At 71.0% G+C, this 18,567-nt stretch carries 21 protein-coding genes; 12 read left to right on the plus strand and 9 right to left on the minus strand.

The features are described 5' to 3' along the window. Nucleotides 1–14: 14 nt before the first annotated feature. The 3 genes from QWZ14_RS11735 (at nucleotide 15) to QWZ14_RS11745 (ending at nucleotide 3,332) form a co-directional block, all read left to right on the plus strand. Entirely contained in the window at nucleotides 15–965 is a 951-nt protein-coding gene (locus QWZ14_RS11735; RefSeq protein ID WP_290316848.1) for a TIGR03619 family F420-dependent LLM class oxidoreductase, read from the plus strand. Nucleotides 966–970: 5 nt separating this feature from the next. Then, entirely contained in the window at nucleotides 971–2,014 is a 1,044-nt protein-coding gene (locus QWZ14_RS11740) for an LLM class F420-dependent oxidoreductase (protein ID WP_290316849.1), read from the plus strand. Between the two features lie 127 nt (nucleotides 2,015–2,141). Then, nucleotides 2,142–3,332 (plus strand): alpha/beta hydrolase family protein, encoded by a 1,191-nt coding sequence (locus QWZ14_RS11745; protein ID WP_290316850.1) that lies wholly within the window; start codon nucleotides 2,142–2,144, stop codon nucleotides 3,330–3,332. 24 nt (nucleotides 3,333–3,356) lie between these two features. On the opposite strand, the gene QWZ14_RS11750 is transcribed toward QWZ14_RS11745, so the two are convergent. The 3 genes from QWZ14_RS11750 to QWZ14_RS11760 are packed head-to-tail and all read right to left on the minus strand — an operon-like array spanning nucleotide 3,357 to nucleotide 6,186. Beyond that, nucleotides 3,357–3,932 (minus strand): demethoxyubiquinone hydroxylase family protein, encoded by a 576-nt coding sequence (locus QWZ14_RS11750; protein ID WP_290316851.1) that lies wholly within the window; start codon nucleotides 3,930–3,932, stop codon nucleotides 3,357–3,359. Nucleotides 3,933–3,971: 39 nt separating this feature from the next. After that, a complete protein-coding gene (locus QWZ14_RS11755) occupies nucleotides 3,972–4,823 on the minus strand; it encodes a TIGR03619 family F420-dependent LLM class oxidoreductase (RefSeq protein WP_290316852.1) in 852 nt (283 codons plus the stop codon). A 49-nt stretch (nucleotides 4,824–4,872) separates the two neighbouring features. Then, nucleotides 4,873–6,186, minus strand: coding sequence for an LLM class flavin-dependent oxidoreductase (locus tag QWZ14_RS11760; protein ID WP_290316853.1), 1,314 nt, complete (start codon nucleotides 6,184–6,186; stop codon nucleotides 4,873–4,875). Between the two features lie 141 nt (nucleotides 6,187–6,327). Here QWZ14_RS11760 and QWZ14_RS11765 point away from each other — a divergent pair, with 141 nt between their 5' ends. Further along, a complete protein-coding gene (locus QWZ14_RS11765) occupies nucleotides 6,328–6,834 on the plus strand; it encodes a VOC family protein (protein ID WP_290316854.1) in 507 nt (168 codons plus the stop codon). Here QWZ14_RS11765 and QWZ14_RS11770 read toward each other — a convergent pair. Further along, on the minus strand, nucleotides 6,824–8,002 hold the full coding sequence (locus QWZ14_RS11770; protein WP_290316855.1) for an FAD-dependent oxidoreductase: 1,179 nt from the start codon (nucleotides 8,000–8,002) through the stop codon (nucleotides 6,824–6,826). The genes QWZ14_RS11765 and QWZ14_RS11770 overlap by 11 nt on opposite strands. 61 nt (nucleotides 8,003–8,063) lie before the next feature. Further along, entirely contained in the window at nucleotides 8,064–8,939 is an 876-nt protein-coding gene (locus QWZ14_RS11775) for an MBL fold metallo-hydrolase (RefSeq protein ID WP_290316856.1), read from the minus strand. Between the two features lie 219 nt (nucleotides 8,940–9,158). On the opposite strand from QWZ14_RS11775, the gene QWZ14_RS11780 reads away from it, so the two are divergent. Beyond that, nucleotides 9,159–9,416, plus strand: coding sequence for a hypothetical protein (locus QWZ14_RS11780; protein WP_290316857.1), 258 nt, complete (start codon nucleotides 9,159–9,161; stop codon nucleotides 9,414–9,416). A gap of 10 nt (nucleotides 9,417–9,426) precedes the next feature. On the opposite strand, the gene QWZ14_RS11785 is transcribed toward QWZ14_RS11780, so the two are convergent. Next, nucleotides 9,427–10,644, minus strand: coding sequence for a histidine kinase dimerization/phosphoacceptor domain -containing protein (locus QWZ14_RS11785; RefSeq protein WP_290316858.1), 1,218 nt, complete (start codon nucleotides 10,642–10,644; stop codon nucleotides 9,427–9,429). 114 nt (nucleotides 10,645–10,758) lie between these two features. On the opposite strand from QWZ14_RS11785, the gene QWZ14_RS11790 reads away from it, so the two are divergent. Further along, nucleotides 10,759–11,169, plus strand: coding sequence for a response regulator (locus QWZ14_RS11790; RefSeq protein WP_290316859.1), 411 nt, complete (start codon nucleotides 10,759–10,761; stop codon nucleotides 11,167–11,169). A 160-nt stretch (nucleotides 11,170–11,329) separates the two neighbouring features. Further along, nucleotides 11,330–12,214, plus strand: a complete 885-nt coding sequence (locus QWZ14_RS11795) for a hypothetical protein (RefSeq protein ID WP_290316860.1) — start codon at nucleotides 11,330–11,332, stop codon at nucleotides 12,212–12,214. 6 nt (nucleotides 12,215–12,220) lie between these two features. Here QWZ14_RS11795 and QWZ14_RS11800 read toward each other — a convergent pair whose 3' ends face one another. Next, a complete protein-coding gene (locus tag QWZ14_RS11800) occupies nucleotides 12,221–12,484 on the minus strand; it encodes a DksA/TraR family C4-type zinc finger protein (protein ID WP_290316861.1) in 264 nt (87 codons plus the stop codon). 53 nt (nucleotides 12,485–12,537) lie between these two features. Beyond that, nucleotides 12,538–13,446 carry an acetamidase/formamidase family protein gene (locus tag QWZ14_RS11805; RefSeq protein ID WP_290316862.1) on the minus strand — a complete coding sequence of 303 codons (909 nt, stop codon included), beginning with the start codon at nucleotides 13,444–13,446 and terminating at the stop codon, nucleotides 12,538–12,540. A gap of 142 nt (nucleotides 13,447–13,588) precedes the next feature. Here QWZ14_RS11805 and QWZ14_RS11810 point away from each other — a divergent pair, with 142 nt between their 5' ends. From QWZ14_RS11810 to QWZ14_RS11820, 3 genes are all read left to right on the plus strand, one after another. Next, the gene (locus tag QWZ14_RS11810) at nucleotides 13,589–14,377 is read left to right on the plus strand and encodes an aldolase (protein ID WP_290316863.1); all 789 of its coding nucleotides are present in this window, start codon (nucleotides 13,589–13,591) and stop codon (nucleotides 14,375–14,377) included. 87 nt (nucleotides 14,378–14,464) lie between these two features. Beyond that, entirely contained in the window at nucleotides 14,465–14,875 is a 411-nt protein-coding gene (locus QWZ14_RS11815; RefSeq protein ID WP_290316864.1) for a septal ring lytic transglycosylase RlpA family protein, read from the plus strand. Nucleotides 14,876–14,998: 123 nt separating this feature from the next. Continuing rightward, nucleotides 14,999–15,376: a hypothetical protein gene (locus QWZ14_RS11820; RefSeq protein ID WP_290316865.1), complete on the plus strand. Its 378-nt coding sequence runs from the start codon at nucleotides 14,999–15,001 to the stop codon at nucleotides 15,374–15,376. A 15-nt stretch (nucleotides 15,377–15,391) separates the two neighbouring features. Here QWZ14_RS11820 and QWZ14_RS11825 read toward each other — a convergent pair whose 3' ends face one another. Further along, a complete protein-coding gene (locus QWZ14_RS11825; protein ID WP_290316866.1) occupies nucleotides 15,392–16,246 on the minus strand; it encodes an NUDIX hydrolase in 855 nt (284 codons plus the stop codon). A gap of 92 nt (nucleotides 16,247–16,338) precedes the next feature. On the opposite strand from QWZ14_RS11825, the gene QWZ14_RS11830 reads away from it, so the two are divergent. Beyond that, a complete protein-coding gene (locus QWZ14_RS11830; RefSeq protein WP_290316868.1) occupies nucleotides 16,339–18,216 on the plus strand; it encodes an ABCB family ABC transporter ATP-binding protein/permease in 1,878 nt (625 codons plus the stop codon). Nucleotides 18,217–18,276: 60 nt separating this feature from the next. Then, nucleotides 18,277–18,543, plus strand: coding sequence for a hypothetical protein (locus QWZ14_RS11835; protein WP_290316869.1), 267 nt, complete (start codon nucleotides 18,277–18,279; stop codon nucleotides 18,541–18,543). The last annotated feature ends 24 nt before the right edge of the window (nucleotides 18,544–18,567 follow it).

An 18,567-nucleotide genomic window follows, 5' to 3' on the forward strand; every position in this document is an offset into this window, starting at 1 on the left:
AGGAGGACCCACCCATGCAGATCGGATTCAGCGCCCCCGCCGGCGGACCCCTGGCGACCCCCACCGCCATGACCAGGCTGGCGGTGGAGGGCGAGGCCATGGGCTTCGACTATGCCACCTTCAGCGATCACATCGTCATCCCGACCGATATCCACGCGAAATACCCCTATACCGATACCGGCGAATTCCCCGCCGGCTCGCGCGGCGAGCGGCACGAGCAGCTGACCCAGGTGGCCTTCATCGCCGCCAAGACCCGCAAGTTGCGGCTCGTCACCTCGGTCATGGTGGTGCCGCACCGCCCGGCCATGCTGACCGCCAAGATCCTTTCGACCATCGACGTGCTGTCGGAAGGGCGGCTGACGCTGGGCATCGGCGCGGGCTGGCTGCAGGAGGAGTTCGAGGCGCTGCAGACCGAGGATTTCGCCGCCCGCGGCAAGGTCACGGATGAATACATCGCCGCCTGCCGCGCCCTCTGGACCCAGGAGGTGCCGAGCTTCGCCGGCGAATACGTCCAGTTCGGCAACGTCACCTTCGCGCCGAAACCGGTGCAGTCGCCGCTGCCGGTCTGGGTCGGCGGCGAGAGCGGCCCGGCGCTGCGCCGCACCGCCCGGCTCGGCGACGGCTGGTACCCGATCGGCACCAACCCCTCCTTTCCGCTCGACAGCCTGGAGCGCTACCAGGCCGGCGTCGCCAAGCTGCACGGCCTGCTGAAATCCGCCGGGCGCGACCCGGCCGGCGTGGCGCTGGCCTACCGCGTGCAGAAATACGGCGCCGAGGTCCCGGCCCAGGCCGGCGACGGCAACCGCCGGATGTTCGGCGGCAGCCCCGACGACATCGCCGGCGACCTCCGCGCGATGAAATCCCTCGGCGTCGCCGCCATCGACTTCAGCTTCGCCGGCACCACGGTCGAGGACGTGCTGGCCGCCATGCAATCCTTCCGCGACAGCATCCTCGCCAAGGTCTGACAATAATGAAACTCGGCATCACCATCGGCATGATCCGCGGCGCCAGGCCGCGCCTCGAGATGGACCTGGTCCTCGAGGCCGAGCGCCTCGGCTACGACGCGGTCTGGTGCGGCGAAGCCTATGGCACCGATGCGGTCACCCCCATCGCCTATGTCCTGGCGCAGACCACCCGCATCAAGGCCGGCACCGGCATCATGCAGATGCCGGCGCGCACGCCGACCTGCGCGGCGATGACCGCGATGACCCTGCAGGCGCTGTCCGACAACCGCTTCCTCTGCGGCCTCGGCCCCTCCGGCCCGCAGGTGGTGGAGGGCTGGCATGGCCAGCCCTATGGCAAGCCGATCGGCCGCACCCGCGAATACATCGCCATCATGCGGCAGATCCTGGCCCGCGAGGCGCCGCTCGAGCACGAGGGCGAGCACTACCAGATTCCCTACAAGGGCCCCGGCGCCAGCGGCCTCGGCAAGCCGCTGAAGAGCATCATCCACGGCGACCCGGGCCTGCCCTTCTACACCGCCTCCATCACCCCCGGCGGCATGCGGCTCTCGGGCGAGATCGCCGACGGCAACCTGCCGATCTTCATGTCGCCGGAAGCCGCCGACGCGGTGGTCGGCCCGACGCTGGAGGGCATGGCCAAGGCGGGCCGCGCGCCGGACCTCTCGAACTACGACATCGCGCCCTATACGAAAATCCGCATGGGCGACGACCTGCAGGCCTGCCGGGACGCGGTGAAGCCGGAACTTGCGCTCTACATCGGCGGCATGGGCGCGCGGGGCAAGAACTTCTACAACGACTACTGCAAGCGGCTCGGCTACCCCGATGCCGCGGTGGCGATCCAGGATGCCTTCCTCGAGGGCCGCAAGGGCGAGGCCGCCGCGGCCGTCCCGGACAAGCTGGTGGACGAGATCGCCCTCGTCGGCCCGGCCGACCGGATCAGGGGCCGCCTGGAAGCCTGGAAGCACGTGGCGAAGGACCGCAAGGTCGGCACGCTGGTGCTGACCGGGGCGACGCCGGAAGCGCTGCGCGTGGTCGCCGAAGCCGTGCTCTAGGCGCCGGCGGGCCGCCATGTTTCATTCGGCAACCGGCGCATCCCCGGGCTGACGGCGGCGTTAGCCGTGGGAGTGAACATGGCCGGCGGCCTTCGCCCCGCCGTGGTTCCTCCCCGGGGAGCAGGACATGGTCGACATCAGGGATTTCACGCTGGCGCAATTCGCCAGCACGGCGTTTCAGAATGCGCCGGCCGGCCTGCCCGGGGGCTTCACCCCGCTCTCGGCCGCGGCGCTGGGCGTGGTCGTGGATGCGCCGGGCGAGAGCTACGCCAACGGCCTCTATCGCCAGGACAATGCCGCCGCGCTCGTCGGCACCGGCACCCTGGGCGGCCAGGACACCCTGGTCCTCGCCTTCCGCGGCGCCGACGACCGGGCGGATTCGAACACCGTGCTGCGGAACCCCGCCGCGGATTACGGCAAGTTCGCCGAGCTGGTCGCGGCCGTCGACCGGCTGGCGGCCAGCGGCAGCTACGAGCAGGTGGCGATCACCGGGCATAGCCTGGGCGGCTCGCTGACGCAGATCTTCATGGCGAGCCATCCCGCCGGCACCACCCCGGTGCGGTACATCGCCGATACCTTCGGCTCGCCCGGCGCGCTGGTGCCGGACGCCAACGACGGGCGCATCACCAATTTCGTGATCGTGGACGACCCGGCGGTCTTCCTCGGCGAGAACCGCGCCGGCGTCGGCAGCGCGGTCTCCGGCAATGCGGTGCTGGAGCGAGGCGCCGCCGCGGTCGCCAGCCAGGCCTTCCCCGGCCTCACCGAGGATGATGCCCGCAGCGCCATCCCGAGCTTCACCAGCAACTACGAGAATGCCGGCGCCACCGTGAACCTCCCCGGCAAGACCGGCGGCACCGGCCCGATCAGCAGCGTCACCGGCCTGCTGCAGGCCGACCCGGGGCAGCATGCGGTCTCGCTCTATGTCCGGGAGGTCGGCGACCTCGCCCTCCGCCTGCCGGCCGGCGGCACCGATCCGCTGTTCGACCGGGGCTTCTACCTCGCCCAGAACCCGGATGTCGCAGCGGCCGGCGTGGATGCGAAGCAGCATTTCGACAGCAACGGCTGGCGCGAGAGCCGCGACCCCTCGGCCCTGTTCGATACCAGCTTCTACCTGCAGCACGGCCCCGATGTCGCCGCCGCCGGGCTGAACCCGCTGGTCCACTACCTGCTGTTCGGCTGGAGCGAGGGCCGCAACCCCGGCCCGGATTTCGACGGCGGCGACTATCTCGCGGCCAATGCCGATGTCGCCGCCGCCGGCGTCAACCCGCTGGCGCACTACCTGCAGCATGGCATCGACGAAGGACGCCTGATCGCCTGAGGCGCGGGCGGGCGGCGCGCCGCCTCAGATCCGCCGCGCCGCCTTCACCGCCGAGGCGCTGCCCCAGCCGACGATGCCGCCCCAGAGCCGCGCCGCCAGCCCGCGCCCCGGGCCGAGCAGCCCGGCCGCCTCGTCCCGGTGCTCGACCTCCTCCAGCCGGCAATGCTCCAGCAGCGCCCGCAGCGCGCCTTCCTCGCCGGTGGTGCCGAGCCGGTCGATCTGGGCGCGGTAGTGGTGGTCGACGAAGCTCTCCACCGCCTCGATCGTCACCTGCACCGCAGCGGGCCCGACCAGGGCCGGCAGCGCCCCGGTCAGCCAGCCCGCCACCCGCCAGATCGGCAGCAGCCGGCTGTGCCCCGCGGGCGGCAGCATCGCCTCCAGCAGCCGCAGGTGCCCCGCCTCGGTCTCCAGGTGCCGCGCCGCGAAGTCGCGGATGCCGGGGTCCCGGGCGAAGGCCAGGATGCCGCGGTAGATCATCACCGCGCCCGTCTCCCCCGCATGGTCCGAGCGCAGGTCGCCGAGCAGGCCGGGAAGGCGGGCGCAGAGCCGGGCGACCGCTGCGGCGCTCGGGGCAGGCGGGGCGGGCGAATGCATGTCCATGCGGCGCAGATGGCATCCATCGGCCGCGCAACAACCCCCTCAGGCGACGGCGCGCACCAGGGCCGCCCAGCGGTCGAGCTCCGGCAGGATCACGTCGCGCTTCGCCGCTGCCAGGCTGAGCACCACCCGGTCCACCCCGAGGTCGCGGTCGGCCAGCAGCGCCTCCCGGTCCTCCCGCACGCCCCAGATGGTGATGGGCAGCTCCGCCTCGCCCCGGCCGGCCGCCGCCGCCTCGGCGCGGAACTGCGGGATCAGCGCGGCGACGTCGGCATAGTGCTGGCGCACCCGGTGCGGCATCCAGCCGTCGCCGTAGCGGATCGCCCGCTTGGCGCCCCAGGGCCAGGCGCCGCCGACGATCACCGGCGGATGCGGCGTCTGCACCGGTTTCGGCCAGGCCATCATCGGCTTGAAGTCCACGAATTCGCCGTGGTACTCGGGCTTCGACGTCGTCCAGATCAGCTTCATCGCCTCGATCCGCTCCCGCGCCAGCTTGTGGCGGGTGGCGAAGGCGGTGCCGTGGTCCTCGATCTCCTCCTGGTTCCAGCCATTGCCGACGCCGAACAGGAACCGCCCGTCCGAGATCCGGTCGATGGAGGCCACCGACTTCGCCGTCTGGATCGGGTCGCGCTGCACCACCAGGCAGATGCCGGTGCCGACCTTGAGCGTGCTGGTCGCCGCCGCCGCCGCGGTCAGCGTCACGAAGGGATCCATCACGTCGTAGTACTGCTTCGGCAGTGCCTCGCCGCTCGGGTGCGAGACCCGGCGGACCAGCGGGATGTGCGAATGCTCCGGCGCCCAGAGGCTGTCGAAGCCGCGTTCCTCCAGCGCCACGGCGAGTTCCGCCGGGCCCATGGAGTAATCCGTGAAGAACATCGCCGCGCCGATCTTCATTGAACCCGCCTCCCGTTTTCCGGCAGGCTGGACCTTCGGGCGCGGCGGCTCAAGAGGCGAAGAGGCGGCTCCGCGGCCGGGCCAGGCCGAGGTGGTCGCGCAGCGTCGTCCCCGCATACTCCCGCCGGTAGAGCCCGCGTTCCTGCAGGATCGGCACCACCATGTCGACGAAGTCGTCGAAGGCGCCGGGGAAATAGGCCGGCAGGATGTTGAAGCCGTCGCAGGCCCGCTCCTCGAACCACTGCTGCAGGGTATCGGCGATGGTCTCCGGCGTGCCGCAGATCACCCAATGCCCGCGCGCCGCGCCGGTCAGGTTGAACAAATCCCGCCAGGTCATCCGGTCGCGCAGCGCCTTGGCCAGCATGGCGCGGGCGAAGCCATGCGAGCTGTCCGGCAGCGGCAGCTCCGTCACCAGATCGTCGGGCGGGAAGCGCGAGACATCCTGACCGAGGCGGGAGGAGAGCATCGACAGCGCATTCGTCGTGTTCACGAAGCCCTGCAGGGTGTTCAGCTTCTCCCGCGCCTCGGCCTCGGTGCGGCCCACCACCGGCATGACCCCCGGCAGCACCGCGATCTCATCCCCGTGGCGGCCGAAGGCGGGCATGCGCGACTTCAGCGCGACATAGCCGGCCTTCGCCTCCTCGAGGTCCTGCACCACGGCAAACACCACGTCCGCGGTGCGCGCCGCCAGCGCCAGCCCAGGGCCGGAGGAGCCGGCCTGGAGGATGATCGGCTGGCCCTGCGGCGTGCGGCTGGTCGGCAGCGGCCCCTTCACCTGGAAGAACCGCCCCTTGTGGTCGAGCGTGCGCACCTTGGCCGGGTCGATGTACTGCCCGGTCTCGAGGTTGCGCACCACGGCGCCATCGTCCCAGCAATCCCAGAGCCCGCGCACGACATCGACGAATTCCTCGGCGACCTCGTAGCGCGCGTCATGCTCCGGGTGGATGCGGCCGAAATTCTCCGCCGCCTTGCCGCCCGAGCTTGTCACGGCATTCCAGGCCGCGCGGCCGTGGCTGAGGTGGTCGAGCGAGGCGAAGGCCCGGGCCACGTTGTAGGGCTCGTTGTAGGTGGTCGACGACGTCGCCCCCAGCCCGACATGCGTCGTCGTCGCGGCGAGGGCCGCCAGCATCGTCAGCGGCTCGAAGCGCGCGGCGAAGGAGGGATGCATCCCCGGCTCGGTCGCCAAGTTGTCGCCGAGGAAGATCAGGTCGAACTTCCCCCGCTCGGCGATGCGGGCGATCTCCTGCACGACGGAGAGGTCCTCGAAGCTCTGCGCCGCCCCGGGGTAGCGCCAGCCGGCGATGTGGTTGCCGGTCCCGAGGACGAAGACCCCGAGATGCATCTGGCGGCCGGGCGTGGTCATGCGGCGGAACTCCTGAACGATCGTCCGCGGTGCAGCAAGATCCGTGCCCCGGGACGGCTGGCGTCGCCCGGACGGGCAGGGGAGTATGGCATGCGGCACTGACGCCGCCACCCCGCGCGCACCTGCAGGAGGACCGCCGCAATGTCCGAAACCGCTCCGATGGTCGCCGGCCTCTTCCATGTCGCCGTCAAGACCAACGACCTTGCCGCCACCACCGCCTTCTACGTGACGATCCTCGGCCTGCGGGAGGCGCCGCGGCCGGACTTCGGCTATCCCGGCGCCTGGTTCGCGGTGCCGCTGCCGGGCGGTCCCGCCATCCTGCATATCTATGCCGGCGGCCCGGCGCTGGGGGCGGAGGGCCGCGCCCCCTCGGGCACCGCCGCCATCGACCATGTCTCGCTCGCCTGCCGCGGCTACCACGGCTTCATCGCCCGCTTCCGCGCGGCCGGCCTCGCCTGGCGCGAGTTCCTCGTCCCCGGCACCACCCTCTGGCAGCTGTTCGTCTACGACCCCTCCGGCGTGCAATGCGAGCTGACCTTCGAGGGCGCGGCCGAATCCGGCCCGGGGCCGGACATGTCGCCCGGCCGCGCCTATGTCGCCGGCAGCAGCTTCTTCGAGGCCGCCGCCTATCCGGCGCTCACTGGCTGAATTCCTCCGGCCGCGGCACGTCGGTATAGAGCCGGCGCAGCTTGGCGAGGAATTCCGGCTCCCGCTTGGCCAGCGACCCCGCCACCGGGTCGGCGCCGGGGAACATGGTATCGGTCGCCTCCAGGCTGAAGCGGCGCACGAAGCCTACCCGCGTGTCGCGCCAGGCGGCCACGTCCTCGGCCCCGCCGCCGCGCGCCAGCACCGCGCCGGCGACGATGCCGTCCTCGATCGCCTGGGTCGCGCCCTGGCCGAGCGTCGGGACCATGGCATGCGCGGCGTCGCCGAGGAACAGCACCCGCCCCGCCCCGGCGGTGCGCTGCAGCGGCGCCTCCTGCAGCCGCGCCCAGTGGATCGAGTCCACCCCCGCCGCCAGGCGCTCGACCATCCAGGCGACGGCGGGGCAGGCGGCGCCGGTCTCGGGCGTATAGAGCGCCCGTTGGAAGGCGGCGGTCCTGGCCTCGGGCGGGATCTCCGCCTCGGGCGCGGCGAGCGGGAAGCCGCCGGCGATATAGGCGGCGCCGCCCGGCAGCCGGTAGGAGAGCAGCCGGGCATTGCCGTTGAACCACTGGCCGTAGTCGTCGTAGGGGCAATCCGCCGCTTCCGGCACCAGCAGCCGGGTCATGGCGATGCCGTGGAAGCTCGGCGTGGTCGGGCCGGCCGCCAGCGCCCGCAGGGCCGAGTAGCGGCCGTCGCCGGCGACCAGCAGGTCGTAGCCGCGCGGCCGCAGTCGGGCGCCGTCGGCGGCCTGCAGCACCGGCACCAGCCGGCCCACCGCATCCTCCTCGATCGCCACCAGCTCCAGCCCGAAGCGGGTGATCCCGGCGACCGGGGCCCGCAGCAGCCGGTACAGCTCCGACCAGCGCAGGCGGATCCCGGCATCCTCCGCCACCTCCGCCAGCGGCAGGTCGAACAGCCGCCGGCCGCTGGCCAGGTCGATGAACCAGCGCGTCCAGGGCAGCGAGGCCGCCCGCACCGCGTCATGCCGGGCCGGCAGGTGCAGCCGCAGCGCCTTCATCGCATTCGGCCCGACATTCAGCCCGGTGCCGGAGTCCTCGACCGCGTCGGGCGGCAGCCGGTCATAGGCCTCGACGGTGATGCCGGGGGCCCGCAGCAGCCTCTCGGCCAGGACGCTGCCGGCGACGCCGCAGCCGATGATGCCGATCCTCATGCGCCTCGCTCCGCCGGCCGGGGCAGGTAGCCGAGCAATCCCCGGGCCAGCGGCGCCGGCCTCAGCCGCCGGTCGGCATGAAGCGGAAGCCGTCGCCCCACCGGGTGAGGTGGCCGGTGGAGGGGGAGGGGAAATGCGCGGTGCACATCAGCCGCCCGGTGTCGCAGTGGCACTCGAGGAATTTCCGCCGCGTCACCGCCGAGGCCGCCTGGTCGTAGTCCGCCCGCATCGAGATCTCGGGGTAGCGCGCCTGCAGCGGCGAGTGGATCAGGTCGCCGGTCAGCACCGCGACCGTCTCCCCCTTGCCCAGCTCCACCGCGAAGTGGTCCGGCGTGTGGCCCGGGGTCGGCGTCAGCCGCACGTGGTCGCTGAGCGCGCTGTCGCTGCTGGCGAGCTGCGCCTGGCCGGCGGCGATGATGGGCAGCACGCTATCCTCGAGGATCTGGTTCGGCGTCCTGGCGTGCTCGGCCTCCCAGTAGGCCAGCTCCTTCTCGGCGAAGACGTATTTCGCGCGGGGGAAGGTCGGCACCCAGCGGCCGTTCTCCAGCCGGGTGTTCCAGCCGACATGGTCGACATGCAGGTGGGTGCACATGACGTAGTCGATGTCGGCCACGGAATAGCCGGTGGCCGCTAGGTTGCGCTCCCAGGTGTCGTCGGTCTTCTGGTTCCAGAAGGGCCGGTTCGGCCGCTGCTTGTGGTTGCCGACGCAGCTGTCGACCAGGATGGTGTGGTGCGGCGTGCGCACGATGTAGCTCTGGATGCAGAGCTTCAGCTTGCCGGTCGCCGGGTCGAGCGCCGCCGGCTCCAGCCAGCCGCGGTTCTCGGCCAGGGTCTCGGCGGTCAGGTTGGGGAAGAATTCCAGCGGATCGAACAGCGGGCGCTCCTCCTCGACCACGCGATGGATGGTGAGGTCGCCGAGCTGGAAGCCTTTGGCCATGGTGCAGTCCCTCCGTGCGGCGGCAGCTTACCGCCCCGGCGCCGTCCCGCCAGCCATCATCGGCCGGCGCCCGCGGCGGCGGCCGGCCGGCCCGGGACCGGAGGCGCCCTGCATCGATCCGATGCGGCGAGGTTGCATGTCGAATCCGCTCGCCTGGATGGTCGAATGCGGGAGAGGATGCAGCCTCGATCGCGGGTCCAGCAGGAGGGAGGTAAGCCAATGGCCGGTTCGCGCGATGTGCTGCCGCCGCAAGGCCGGAGGGGCCAGCTCGCCCCCCGCCAGGCGCCGAAGATCGGAGAGCTTTGGCTGCTTGCCAATCCGAGGGGGCGCCGGGACGAAGTGGCCAAGCTGTCCCGCGACGGATGGATGCTGTCCTCCGGGCTCTACTCGCATGAGGAGATCCAGGGCTGGTCGCCGAAATTCCGGGTGGCGTCGGTGGCCGAGCAGATGTTCCGGATCATCACCTCGGCCTCCTAGCGGGACGGCCTCAGCCGCCATCCTCCGCAGGCGTCTCGGGGGCCGAGGGCGTCGGGAAGCGGAAGGTCCACCGCGTTCCCGCCGTGACGTCGAGGCTGGTCGAGCCGTCGAGCTGCTGCATCAGCCGCCGCACCAGGCCGATCCCGTGCCGCTTGCTGCCGGCGACCTCGGTGAAGCCGGGGCCATCGTCGCTGATGGTCAGCACGGCGCCCGGCTGCGCCCCGGCGCGGCGCAGCTCGATGTCGATGAGGCCGGAGCCGTTGGGGAATGCATGCTCGTAGCTGTTGGATACCGTCTCCGCGACGATCATCCCTATGGCGGTGACGGTATCGAGATCGACCGGCAGCGTCACCGTCCGGCAGCTCAGCAGGATATCCTTCGAGAAGCTGTTCTGCAGGGTCGGGAGGTTCTTGCAGACGGCATTGATGTATTCGCCGAGGTCGATGCTGCGGCCCAGGCCGGTGCCCAGCAGCTGTTCGTAGACTTCCGCCAGGGTCATGACGCGGCGAATCATCGCCATGACGGAGACCTTCTGCGCCGGCCCGGCCACGGCCCGGAGATGGCTGTCCAGCATGCCGCTGATGAGCTGCAGGTTGTTCCGGACGCGGTGCTTCAGCTCCTCGGCCAGCATGTCCTTCTCGACCACGAGCGCCTCGGCACGGGCGAAGGCCACCCGCAGGGCCTGCACCCGCTGGCTCGTGGCCACCGCCTCGGCCAGGATATTGGCGAAGCCGGTGAGGAAGGCCACGTCGTGCTGGTCGTAGTCGTGCTGCACCGCACTATCGATCTCGAGCACGCCATAGGGCTCGCCGCTCAGGCCCTTGATGATGACGTCGATGGTCGAGATGATGCCATGCTGCGCATAGAAGGCCGGCAGCACGACGTCACCGCATTCGCGCTGGTCCTGCAGATCGTGCAGGATCACCGGCTGCTCGGTGATGAAGGCCCGGCCTTGCGGCGTCGAATGATCGGCGGCCGATACCACATGGCCGATGACGCCGTCCCGCCAGCCGTAGCCTGCCTCGATCAGCAGGTCGTTCTCCGCAGGACGATAGCGGCAGATTTTGCAGAAGGGGACGTCGAGGCCCTCGGCACAGGTCCGGGCCGCCTCGTTCAGGATCTTCAGCAGGACCGGTTCCCGGAAGGCGTAGCTGCCGAACCGGGCCAGGGCAGCCTGCTGCCGCAGCAGCCGCACGGTTTCCGTGGCGTTGTCCTGATGAGACAACATGCACCCTCCGATTGAAAAATTTCTCTAGGAATGCACGCTGTGATAATAGTACTCATGTACCATACCGTACTCTTGGTTTGACGCAGCCAAATTTCGTAACGGAAGGATTGTCGCATGCCCAAGGTCATGATCGTCGAGGACGACTTCATGATCGCCGACAGCCTCGAGGAGACACTGATTGCCGCCGGCTACGAGGTCTGCGGCATCGCCAAGGGGGTCGGGGAGGCGATCGCCCTGGGCAGGAGGCATCGCCCCGATCTGGCCGTCATCGACCTTCGCCTGTCGCAAGGCGGGTACGGCACGGAGGTGGCAGCCGCCCTTGGTCCCACCGATGGGCTCGGCATTCTCTATGCCAGCGGCAATCCCGATCATCCCCTGCTGCAGCGGGCGATCGGCGAGGCCTGCATCAGCAAGCCCTATACGGCGACGGCGGTGGTGGCGGCCTTGCAGGTCGTCAGCGAGCGGATGGCGCGGCGATCGACCCTGACCGCCTTCCCCGACGGCTTCCGGCTGTTGCACGCCTGAACGCGGGTCCCAGCCGTCCCGGCGCCAGCGCCCGGATCATGGGGCCGGGCGGGCCACTCAGTTCTTGCGCCCTTCCGGCCGCGGCGCGAAGCTTCCGCCGCACACGTCGGCGCAACGGTCCGCCCGCATGGTCCGGCTCCGACTTCGGAGGAAACACGCCATGGACGGCATGACCAAGGTCGAATGCCCCTTCAACCGGACCGCCGAATCCCTCGGCAATTCGGTCGAGTTGCAGCACGTGAACCTGCGGATCCCCGACCCGCTGCTGGGCACCGCCTTCTACATCAGCGCCCTCGGCCTGACCCGGGACCCCTATCTGGTGACCGGCATCGAGAACATGTGGGCCAATGTCGGGGTCAGCCAATTCCACCTGCCGACCGGCCCGGCGCAGCGGCTGCGCGGCATCACCGGGCTGGTGACCCCCGATCGCGAGTTGCTGCTGCACCAGCTGCAGACCGCCCGCCGCTGGCTGGGCAACACGCAGTACGGCTTCACCGAAGCCGCCGACCATGTGGACGTGACCTGCCCCTGGGGCAACCGCATCCGTGTCCATGCCCCGGATGCCGCGCGCTTCGGCCGCATCACCCTCGGCATGCCCTATGTCGCCTTCGACGTGGCGCCGGGCACCCTGCCGGGCATCGTCCGCTTCTATCAGCAGATCGTCGGCGCCCCGGCGGCGCTGCTGGCCGACGAGGCGCGGGTGACGGTCGCCCCAGGCCAGCACCTGATCTTCCGCGAAACCGATGCGCCGCAGCCGGCCTACGACGGCCACCACATCCAGCTCGCCCTGGTCGATTTCGGCGGCGTCCACGCCAGGCTGGCGGCGCGCGGGCTGATCAGCCAGGAGGACAGCCAGCACCAGTACCGCTTCATCGACATCGTGGACCCCGAGGACGGCCGGCTGCTGTTCCAGGTGGAGCACGAGATCCGCAGCGTCACCCATCCGCTGTTCCGCCGGCCGCTGGTCAACCGCAACCCGGCGGTGAGCAACCAGCTCTATGCCCCGGGGCATGAATCCTACGCGCCGGCGATGGCGCCGGGTTGAGGCGCCTTACTTCAGCTGGCTGTCCTTGCTGCCGCGGCGGTTGAAGCCGAAGGCGGCGGGGCGGCTGTCGCGGGCGGACTGGCATGCGATGCAGGTGCGGACGCCGGGGAGGGCGCGGCGGCGGGCCTCCGGGATATCCTCGCCGCACTCGATGCATTGCAGCGCGGCCTCGCCCTTCGGCATGCTGGCCCGCGCCCGCAGCACGGCATCCGTGACGGTGTCGTCGATCTGGTCCTGCACCGCCCCATCCGGGGCCCAGCCGCTCGCCATGCTCGCCTCTCCCATATCCGGCCGGTGGATATGGGGAGGCGCGCGTCCCGCTGCTAGCGCCTGGTCAGCCAGCGCTTGGCGATGCGGCAGGCCACCGTATAGGCGGGGTTGAAGACATTGCCGACGTCGTAGCGCACCACCTGGCCCATCAGGTGGCTCGCCGCCCGCGCATCGAGGCCGTAGTCCTCGCCCAGCCAGCGCGACATCTCGGTGGTCGCATGCTGCAGCGCCTGGTCCAGCGGGCGGGCATTGCCGACGCAGAAGATGTCCTCGGCCGTCTCGCCGCGCGGCCAGGCGATGCTGCGCTTGAGGACCTGGAAGGTGACCTGCATCTCGAAGGAGGTCTCGATGCCGGTGCCGGTGATCTCGCCGTCGCCCTGGCAGGCGTGCCCGTCGCCCAGGTAGAACAGCGCCCCCGGGACCGAGACCGGGAACCAGGCCGTCGTCCCCGGGGCAAACAGCCGGTAGTCCATGTTGCCGCCGTTCTGCGCGCTGGTCGCGGTGGAGAAGGCCTGGCCGCCCGCGGGCGCCACGCCGAAGCAGCCGATCATCGGCGCGATCTCCGGGGCGAAATCCTCGAGGCCCGGCGACGGCTCCTGCAGCTTCACCGTGCCGGCGTTGCGGTTGATGTCCCAGACCACGCGCTGCACCGGCGGCCGGTCGATGATCGCCGCCGGGTCCAGCACCGTCAGGGCGAGGGGGGAGTAGGTCCAGCCGGTGGCGCGGCTCGGCGTCAACCGGTCGATCCGCACGGCCAGCGTGTCGCCCGGCTCGGCGCCCTCGATGAAGAAGGGCCCGGTCATCGGGTTCGGCCGGGGGGCGACGGCGACCTCATGGGCGTCGAGGCCGGAGGCGTCGATGGTATCGGTGATCAGCGTATCGCCATCGGCGAGGCGGAAGCAGGGCTCCGCCGTCCCGATGGCATTGTGGTAGCGGGTCGGCGTGAAGCGATGCGTGGCCATGATGTCCCCCGATGCTGCGTCGCATCATCCCAGAGCAAAACCGACAGAAAGAGAAGGGGGCCCTGGGGGAATACCTTTCCCAGCCTTGCCTGCCCGCGTCGGACCCGCCACCTTGCGCCCCGCAGCAGGAGAAGACCGCCCGATGGCCCATGTCCTGGGGACCCCCACCGCCCCCGCCATCCTCCGCAACTCGGACCTCGACGCCGAGGCCGTGCAGCAGGCGCGGATCGACCTCGCGGCCTGCTTCCGCATGGCGGCGAAGCTCGGCCTGCACGAGGGCATCTGCAACCACCTGAGCTTCGTGGTGCCGGGGCGGGACGATCTGTTCCTGGTGAACCCCTATGGCTGGGGCTTCCACGAGATCACCGCCTCCCGCCTGCTGGTCTGCGACTTCCACGGCAATGTCGTGGCCGGCGAGGGCGTGCCGGAGGCGACCGCCTTCTTCATCCATGCGCGCGTGCACAAGAACGTCCCGCGCGCCCGCGCCGCCTTCCACACCCATATGCCGAATGCGACGGCGCTCGCCATGCTCGAGGGCCCGCCGCTGGTATGGGCCGGGCAGACCGCGCTGAAATTCTACGGCCGCACCATGGTGGACGAGCAATACGCCGGCCTGGCGCTGGACGAGGCGGAGGGTGACCGGATCGCCGCCAGCATCGGCGATGCCGACATCGTCTTCATGAAGAACCACGGCATCATGGTGGTCGGCGGCAGCATCGCCGAGGCCTGGGACGACCTCTACTACCTCGAGCGCGCCTGCGAGGCGCAGCGGCTCGCCATGTCCACCGGCCGCAAGCTGATGCCGGTGCCGCCGGAGATGGCGCGGCGGACCTACGAGCAGATGCGCATCGGCGACCGCGAGAGCGCCCGGCTGCACCTCGAAAGCGTCAAGCGGACCCTGGCCGCCGAGGCGCCGGATTTTGCCACCTAGCCTGACCAACTCGTGACCGCCGGGGCCGCGCCCTGCGCCGCGTCCCGGGCTACACCCCGGGCCCGGCCGGACCGACCAGGAGTGAGCATGCAGCGCAGGAATTTCGCGGCCTTCGGGCTTCTGGCGCTGCTTGCTCCCGGCCTGGCCGAGGCCCGCCCGGCCCCGCTGCGGCCGGCGCGGACCCGGCGCGGCATCGCGGTCTGGTACGGCGGGGACCGGCACGGCCAGACCATGGCCAATGGCCGGCCCTTCGACCAGCGGGCCATGACCGGGGCCAGCGTGCATTTCCCGCTCGGCGCCCGGGTCCGGGTGACCGACCTCGAGACCCGCCGCAGCGTGACGGTGACCATCACCGACTTCACCATCCCCCGCAGCAAGGTGCTGATCGACCTGTCCCATGGCGCCGGCCGGGCGCTCGGCATCGAGACCCGGGGCAAGGCGCGGGTCGAGGTGAAGCAGATCGGCTTCGATGCGAACCAAGCCCGGCGCCGCTCCTGAGCGGCCGCGGCCGACGGGTTCACGCGCTCGTCACGCTACGGCCCGATTCCGCCGGCATCGCGCCACATTGCGGCTACGATCGGGGGCTTAGTTGAGGTCACGGACCCAAGGAGGGTCCTGACCATGAAGCTCCGTATCGCTGTCGCCGTGGCGCTGGTTGCCGCGGGCCTCTCCGCCCCCGCCGCCCAGGCGCAGGGCTGGCATCGCGGCCATGGCGGCGGCTATGGCTACGGCGGCCCGCCACCGCGCCGCCACGGCGGGGCCGGCGCGGTCGCCGGGATCGTCGGCGGGCTGGCACTCGGTGCCCTGGCGCTCGGCGCGGCCAATGCCTATGCCGCCCCGCCGCCGCCGCCCGTCTATTACGCGCCGCCGCCGCCGCCGGTGTACTACGCCCCGCCGCCGCCCCGCTACTATGAGGCGCCGCAGGCCTATTATGCCCCGCCGCCGCGCTACTACGCCCCGCCGCCGGTGGCCTACCGCCCCTATGGCTACGGCTGGTAGCGCCAGGGGGGCACGCTAGGCCCCCTGGTCCAGGCCGCGCCGCAGGGCGCGGCCTTCCTCGCTGGCGGCATCGATCAGCCCCTCCCGCAGGAAGAGGTCGATGAGCACGAGGTTCACGTTGAACTTCACCGCATCGGTGTCCCGCACTGCCTCCAGCAGCCGTCGTGCCGGCCAGAGCTCGAAGCGCTCCACCTCGCCGTCGTTCGGGATGGGGGTGAAATCCTCCGGCAGCTCCAGGTCGAAGGCGTGCAGGATGTCCCGCCGCATGCCCTGGTTGTCCCGCATGACGTAGGAGAGCCGGGCGGTCCGCTTGGCCTTGATCGCCAGCCCGGCGGGGATGGAGGCCTCCTCGGCCGCTTCCTTGACCAGGCATTCCTCCGGGCCCAGCCCGGCCGGCATGCCGCCGGCGACCAGGTGGTCGAGCTGGCCCGGCGCCACCGCCTTGCTGCGGGAGCGCACCGCGACCCAGACGTGCAGCCCCTCCGGCCGCCGCACCAGGCCGTTCAGGTGGACCCCCTGGGCCATCACCCCAAAGGCGGGGATGGCGCCGCGGTCCAGCATGGCCAGCACCGGCCCGTCCGGCGCCGCCCGGACGTCGAAGGGCTCTCCCCGCAGGGTGAAGAAGCCGCGGCGGGCCAGGGACTGCGCCGTGGTCGCCAGCGCCTCCGCCCGGGTGCCGGGACTGCGGAGGCGGCCGGCCAGCGCCACGCCCTCGGCGTCGAAATGGAACTCCCGCGGGAAGAAGGTCAGCGCCCGCGCGAGCTCCGGGCCGAGCCAGCCGACCTGCGCCGCGCCGATCCGGAAGGGGATGAATCCGGCCGGGGAGGGGAGGTTGTTGCAGGCGTCGATATGGCGCTGGAAGGGGCTCATGCCCCCGCTTCTAGCCCCGGCGGCCCGGCCGGGACCAGATGGGGGCCACATGGCCGGTTTGTCCGCCGGGCGTTCCGGCCTATGTGCGGGGCATGAGCCAGTCTTCATCCAAAGCCGCCGCGCCGCCGGAACGATCCCATTGGCAGACCCTGCTGACCCTCGCCCCCTGGCTCTGGCCCAAGGGGGAGACCGGGCTGCGGGCGCGGGTGGTGGCCGCGCTGGTGCTGCTGGTGGTGGCCAAGGGCGCCAACGTGCTGGTGCCGCTGGCCTATGCCAAGGCGGTGGACGCGCTCGGGCCGGCCGCCGGCGGCATCGCCACCGTCCCGGTCGCGCTGGTGGTCGGCTACGGGCTGCTGCGGGCGGCCAGCTCGGTCTTCGCCGAGCTGCGCGACGCGATCTTCACCAAGGTGCAGGCCCGCGCCACCCGGCGGATCGCGCTGCAGGTCTTCCAGCACATGCACGCGCTGTCGATGCGCTTCCACATGGACCGGCAGACCGGCGGGCTCTCCCGCGTCATCGAGCGCGGCACGCGCGGCATCACCTTCGTGCTCGACTTCATGCTGTTCAACATCATCCCGACCCTGCTCGAGATTCTGCTGGTCGCGGTCATCCTCTGGGGGATGTTCGACATCCGCTACGCCGCGGTCACCCTCGGCACCATCGCGGTCTACATCGCCTTCACCCTGATGTTCACCGACTGGCGGCTGCGCTTCCGGCGGGAGATGAACGCGACCGACCAGGAGGCCAATACCAAGGCCATCGACAGCCTGCTGAACTACGAGACGGTGAAGTACTTCAACAACGAGCCGCATGAGGAGCGTCGCTACGACGCCTCGCTCGCCCGCTACGAGCAGGCCTATATCCGCTCCGAGATCAGCCTCAACGGGCTGAACGGCGGCCAGGCGGTGATCATCGCCGGCGGGCTGACCGCGGTCATGCTGATGGCCGCGCATGGCGTGGCCTCGGGTGCCATGTCGGTCGGCGACTTCGTGCTGGTGAACACCTACCTCATCCAGCTCTACCTGCCGCTGAACTTCCTCGGCTTCGTCTACCGCGAGATGAAGCAGGGGCTGACCGACATGGAGGCGATGTTCCGCCTCATGCGCGAGGAGCGCGAGGTCGCCGACCTGCCCGGCGCGCCGCCGCTGGCCGCCGGCCCCGGTGCCCTGGTCTTCGAGGATGTGCATTTCGGCTACCGGCCGGACCGCGAGATCCTGAAGGGCGTGTCGCTGACCGTGCCGCCGGGCAAGACCCTGGCCATCGTCGGGCCCACCGGGGCGGGCAAGTCCACCATCTCGCGCCTGCTGTTCCGCTTCTACGACGCGACCGGCGGCCGCATCCTGGTCGATGGCCAGCCGATCGAGGGCGTGACGCAGGCCTCGCTGCGCGCCGCGATCGGCGTGGTGCCGCAGGACACCGTGCTGTTCAACGACACCATCCGGTACAACATCGCCTATGGCCGCCCCGGCGCCTCCGAGGAGGAGATCGTGCAGGCGGCCAAGCTGGCCCAGGTGCACGACTTCGTCGAGCGGCTGCCGGAGGGCTACCGCACCATGGTCGGTGAGCGCGGCCTCAAGCTCTCGGGCGGCGAGAAGCAGCGCGTCGCCATCGCCCGGACCATCCTGAAGGACCCGCGCATCCTGGTGCTGGACGAGGCGACGAGCGCGCTCGACACCCGCACCGAGCAGGACATCCAGGCGGCGCTGCGGCAGATCTCGGCCAACCGCACCACGCTGGTCATCGCCCACCGGCTCTCCACCGTGGTCGAGGCCGACGAAATCATCGTGCTGCAGGACGGCCGCATCGTCGAGCGCGGCAGCCATGCGGCGCTGACCGCGGCGGACGGGCTCTATGCCGCGATGTGGCGGCGGCAGTCCGAGGCGGTGGCGATGGCCGAGGCGGCGGCGGCGGCGCAGCGCGCGGCCGACCTCGACCAGCCGCGGGTGCGGCTCGGCGAGGCGATCCCCTGAACGGGGGTTTGCGCGGCGGCGCCGGGCGCCTATGTGCCAGGGCTGACAGGAGGACGCCTAATGCAGTTGGATCCCCAGGGCGTTGCCCCGGATGATTTGAGCCATGCCGGTTCGGTGGTGGACAAGGCGATCGAGTACATGATCGAGCAGAAGATCGCGCCGATCTCGGTGGCTTCGGCGCTGCTCGGTGGGGCGCTAGGCCTGCTGGCGCGCACCATGGACGACCAGGCGATCGGCGCGGTGCTGCGCAACGCCTTGGCCAGCGTCGAGAGCGGCGAGCTGCGGGAGATGCGGGACCAGCTGCCGGGCGGGAACGCGCCGGTCTAGCCGCTCTCAATTCGGCTCAAATCC

This window comes from Paeniroseomonas aquatica (genome assembly GCF_030409335.1).
Classification (GTDB): domain Bacteria; phylum Pseudomonadota; class Alphaproteobacteria; order Acetobacterales; family Acetobacteraceae; genus Belnapia; species Belnapia aquatica.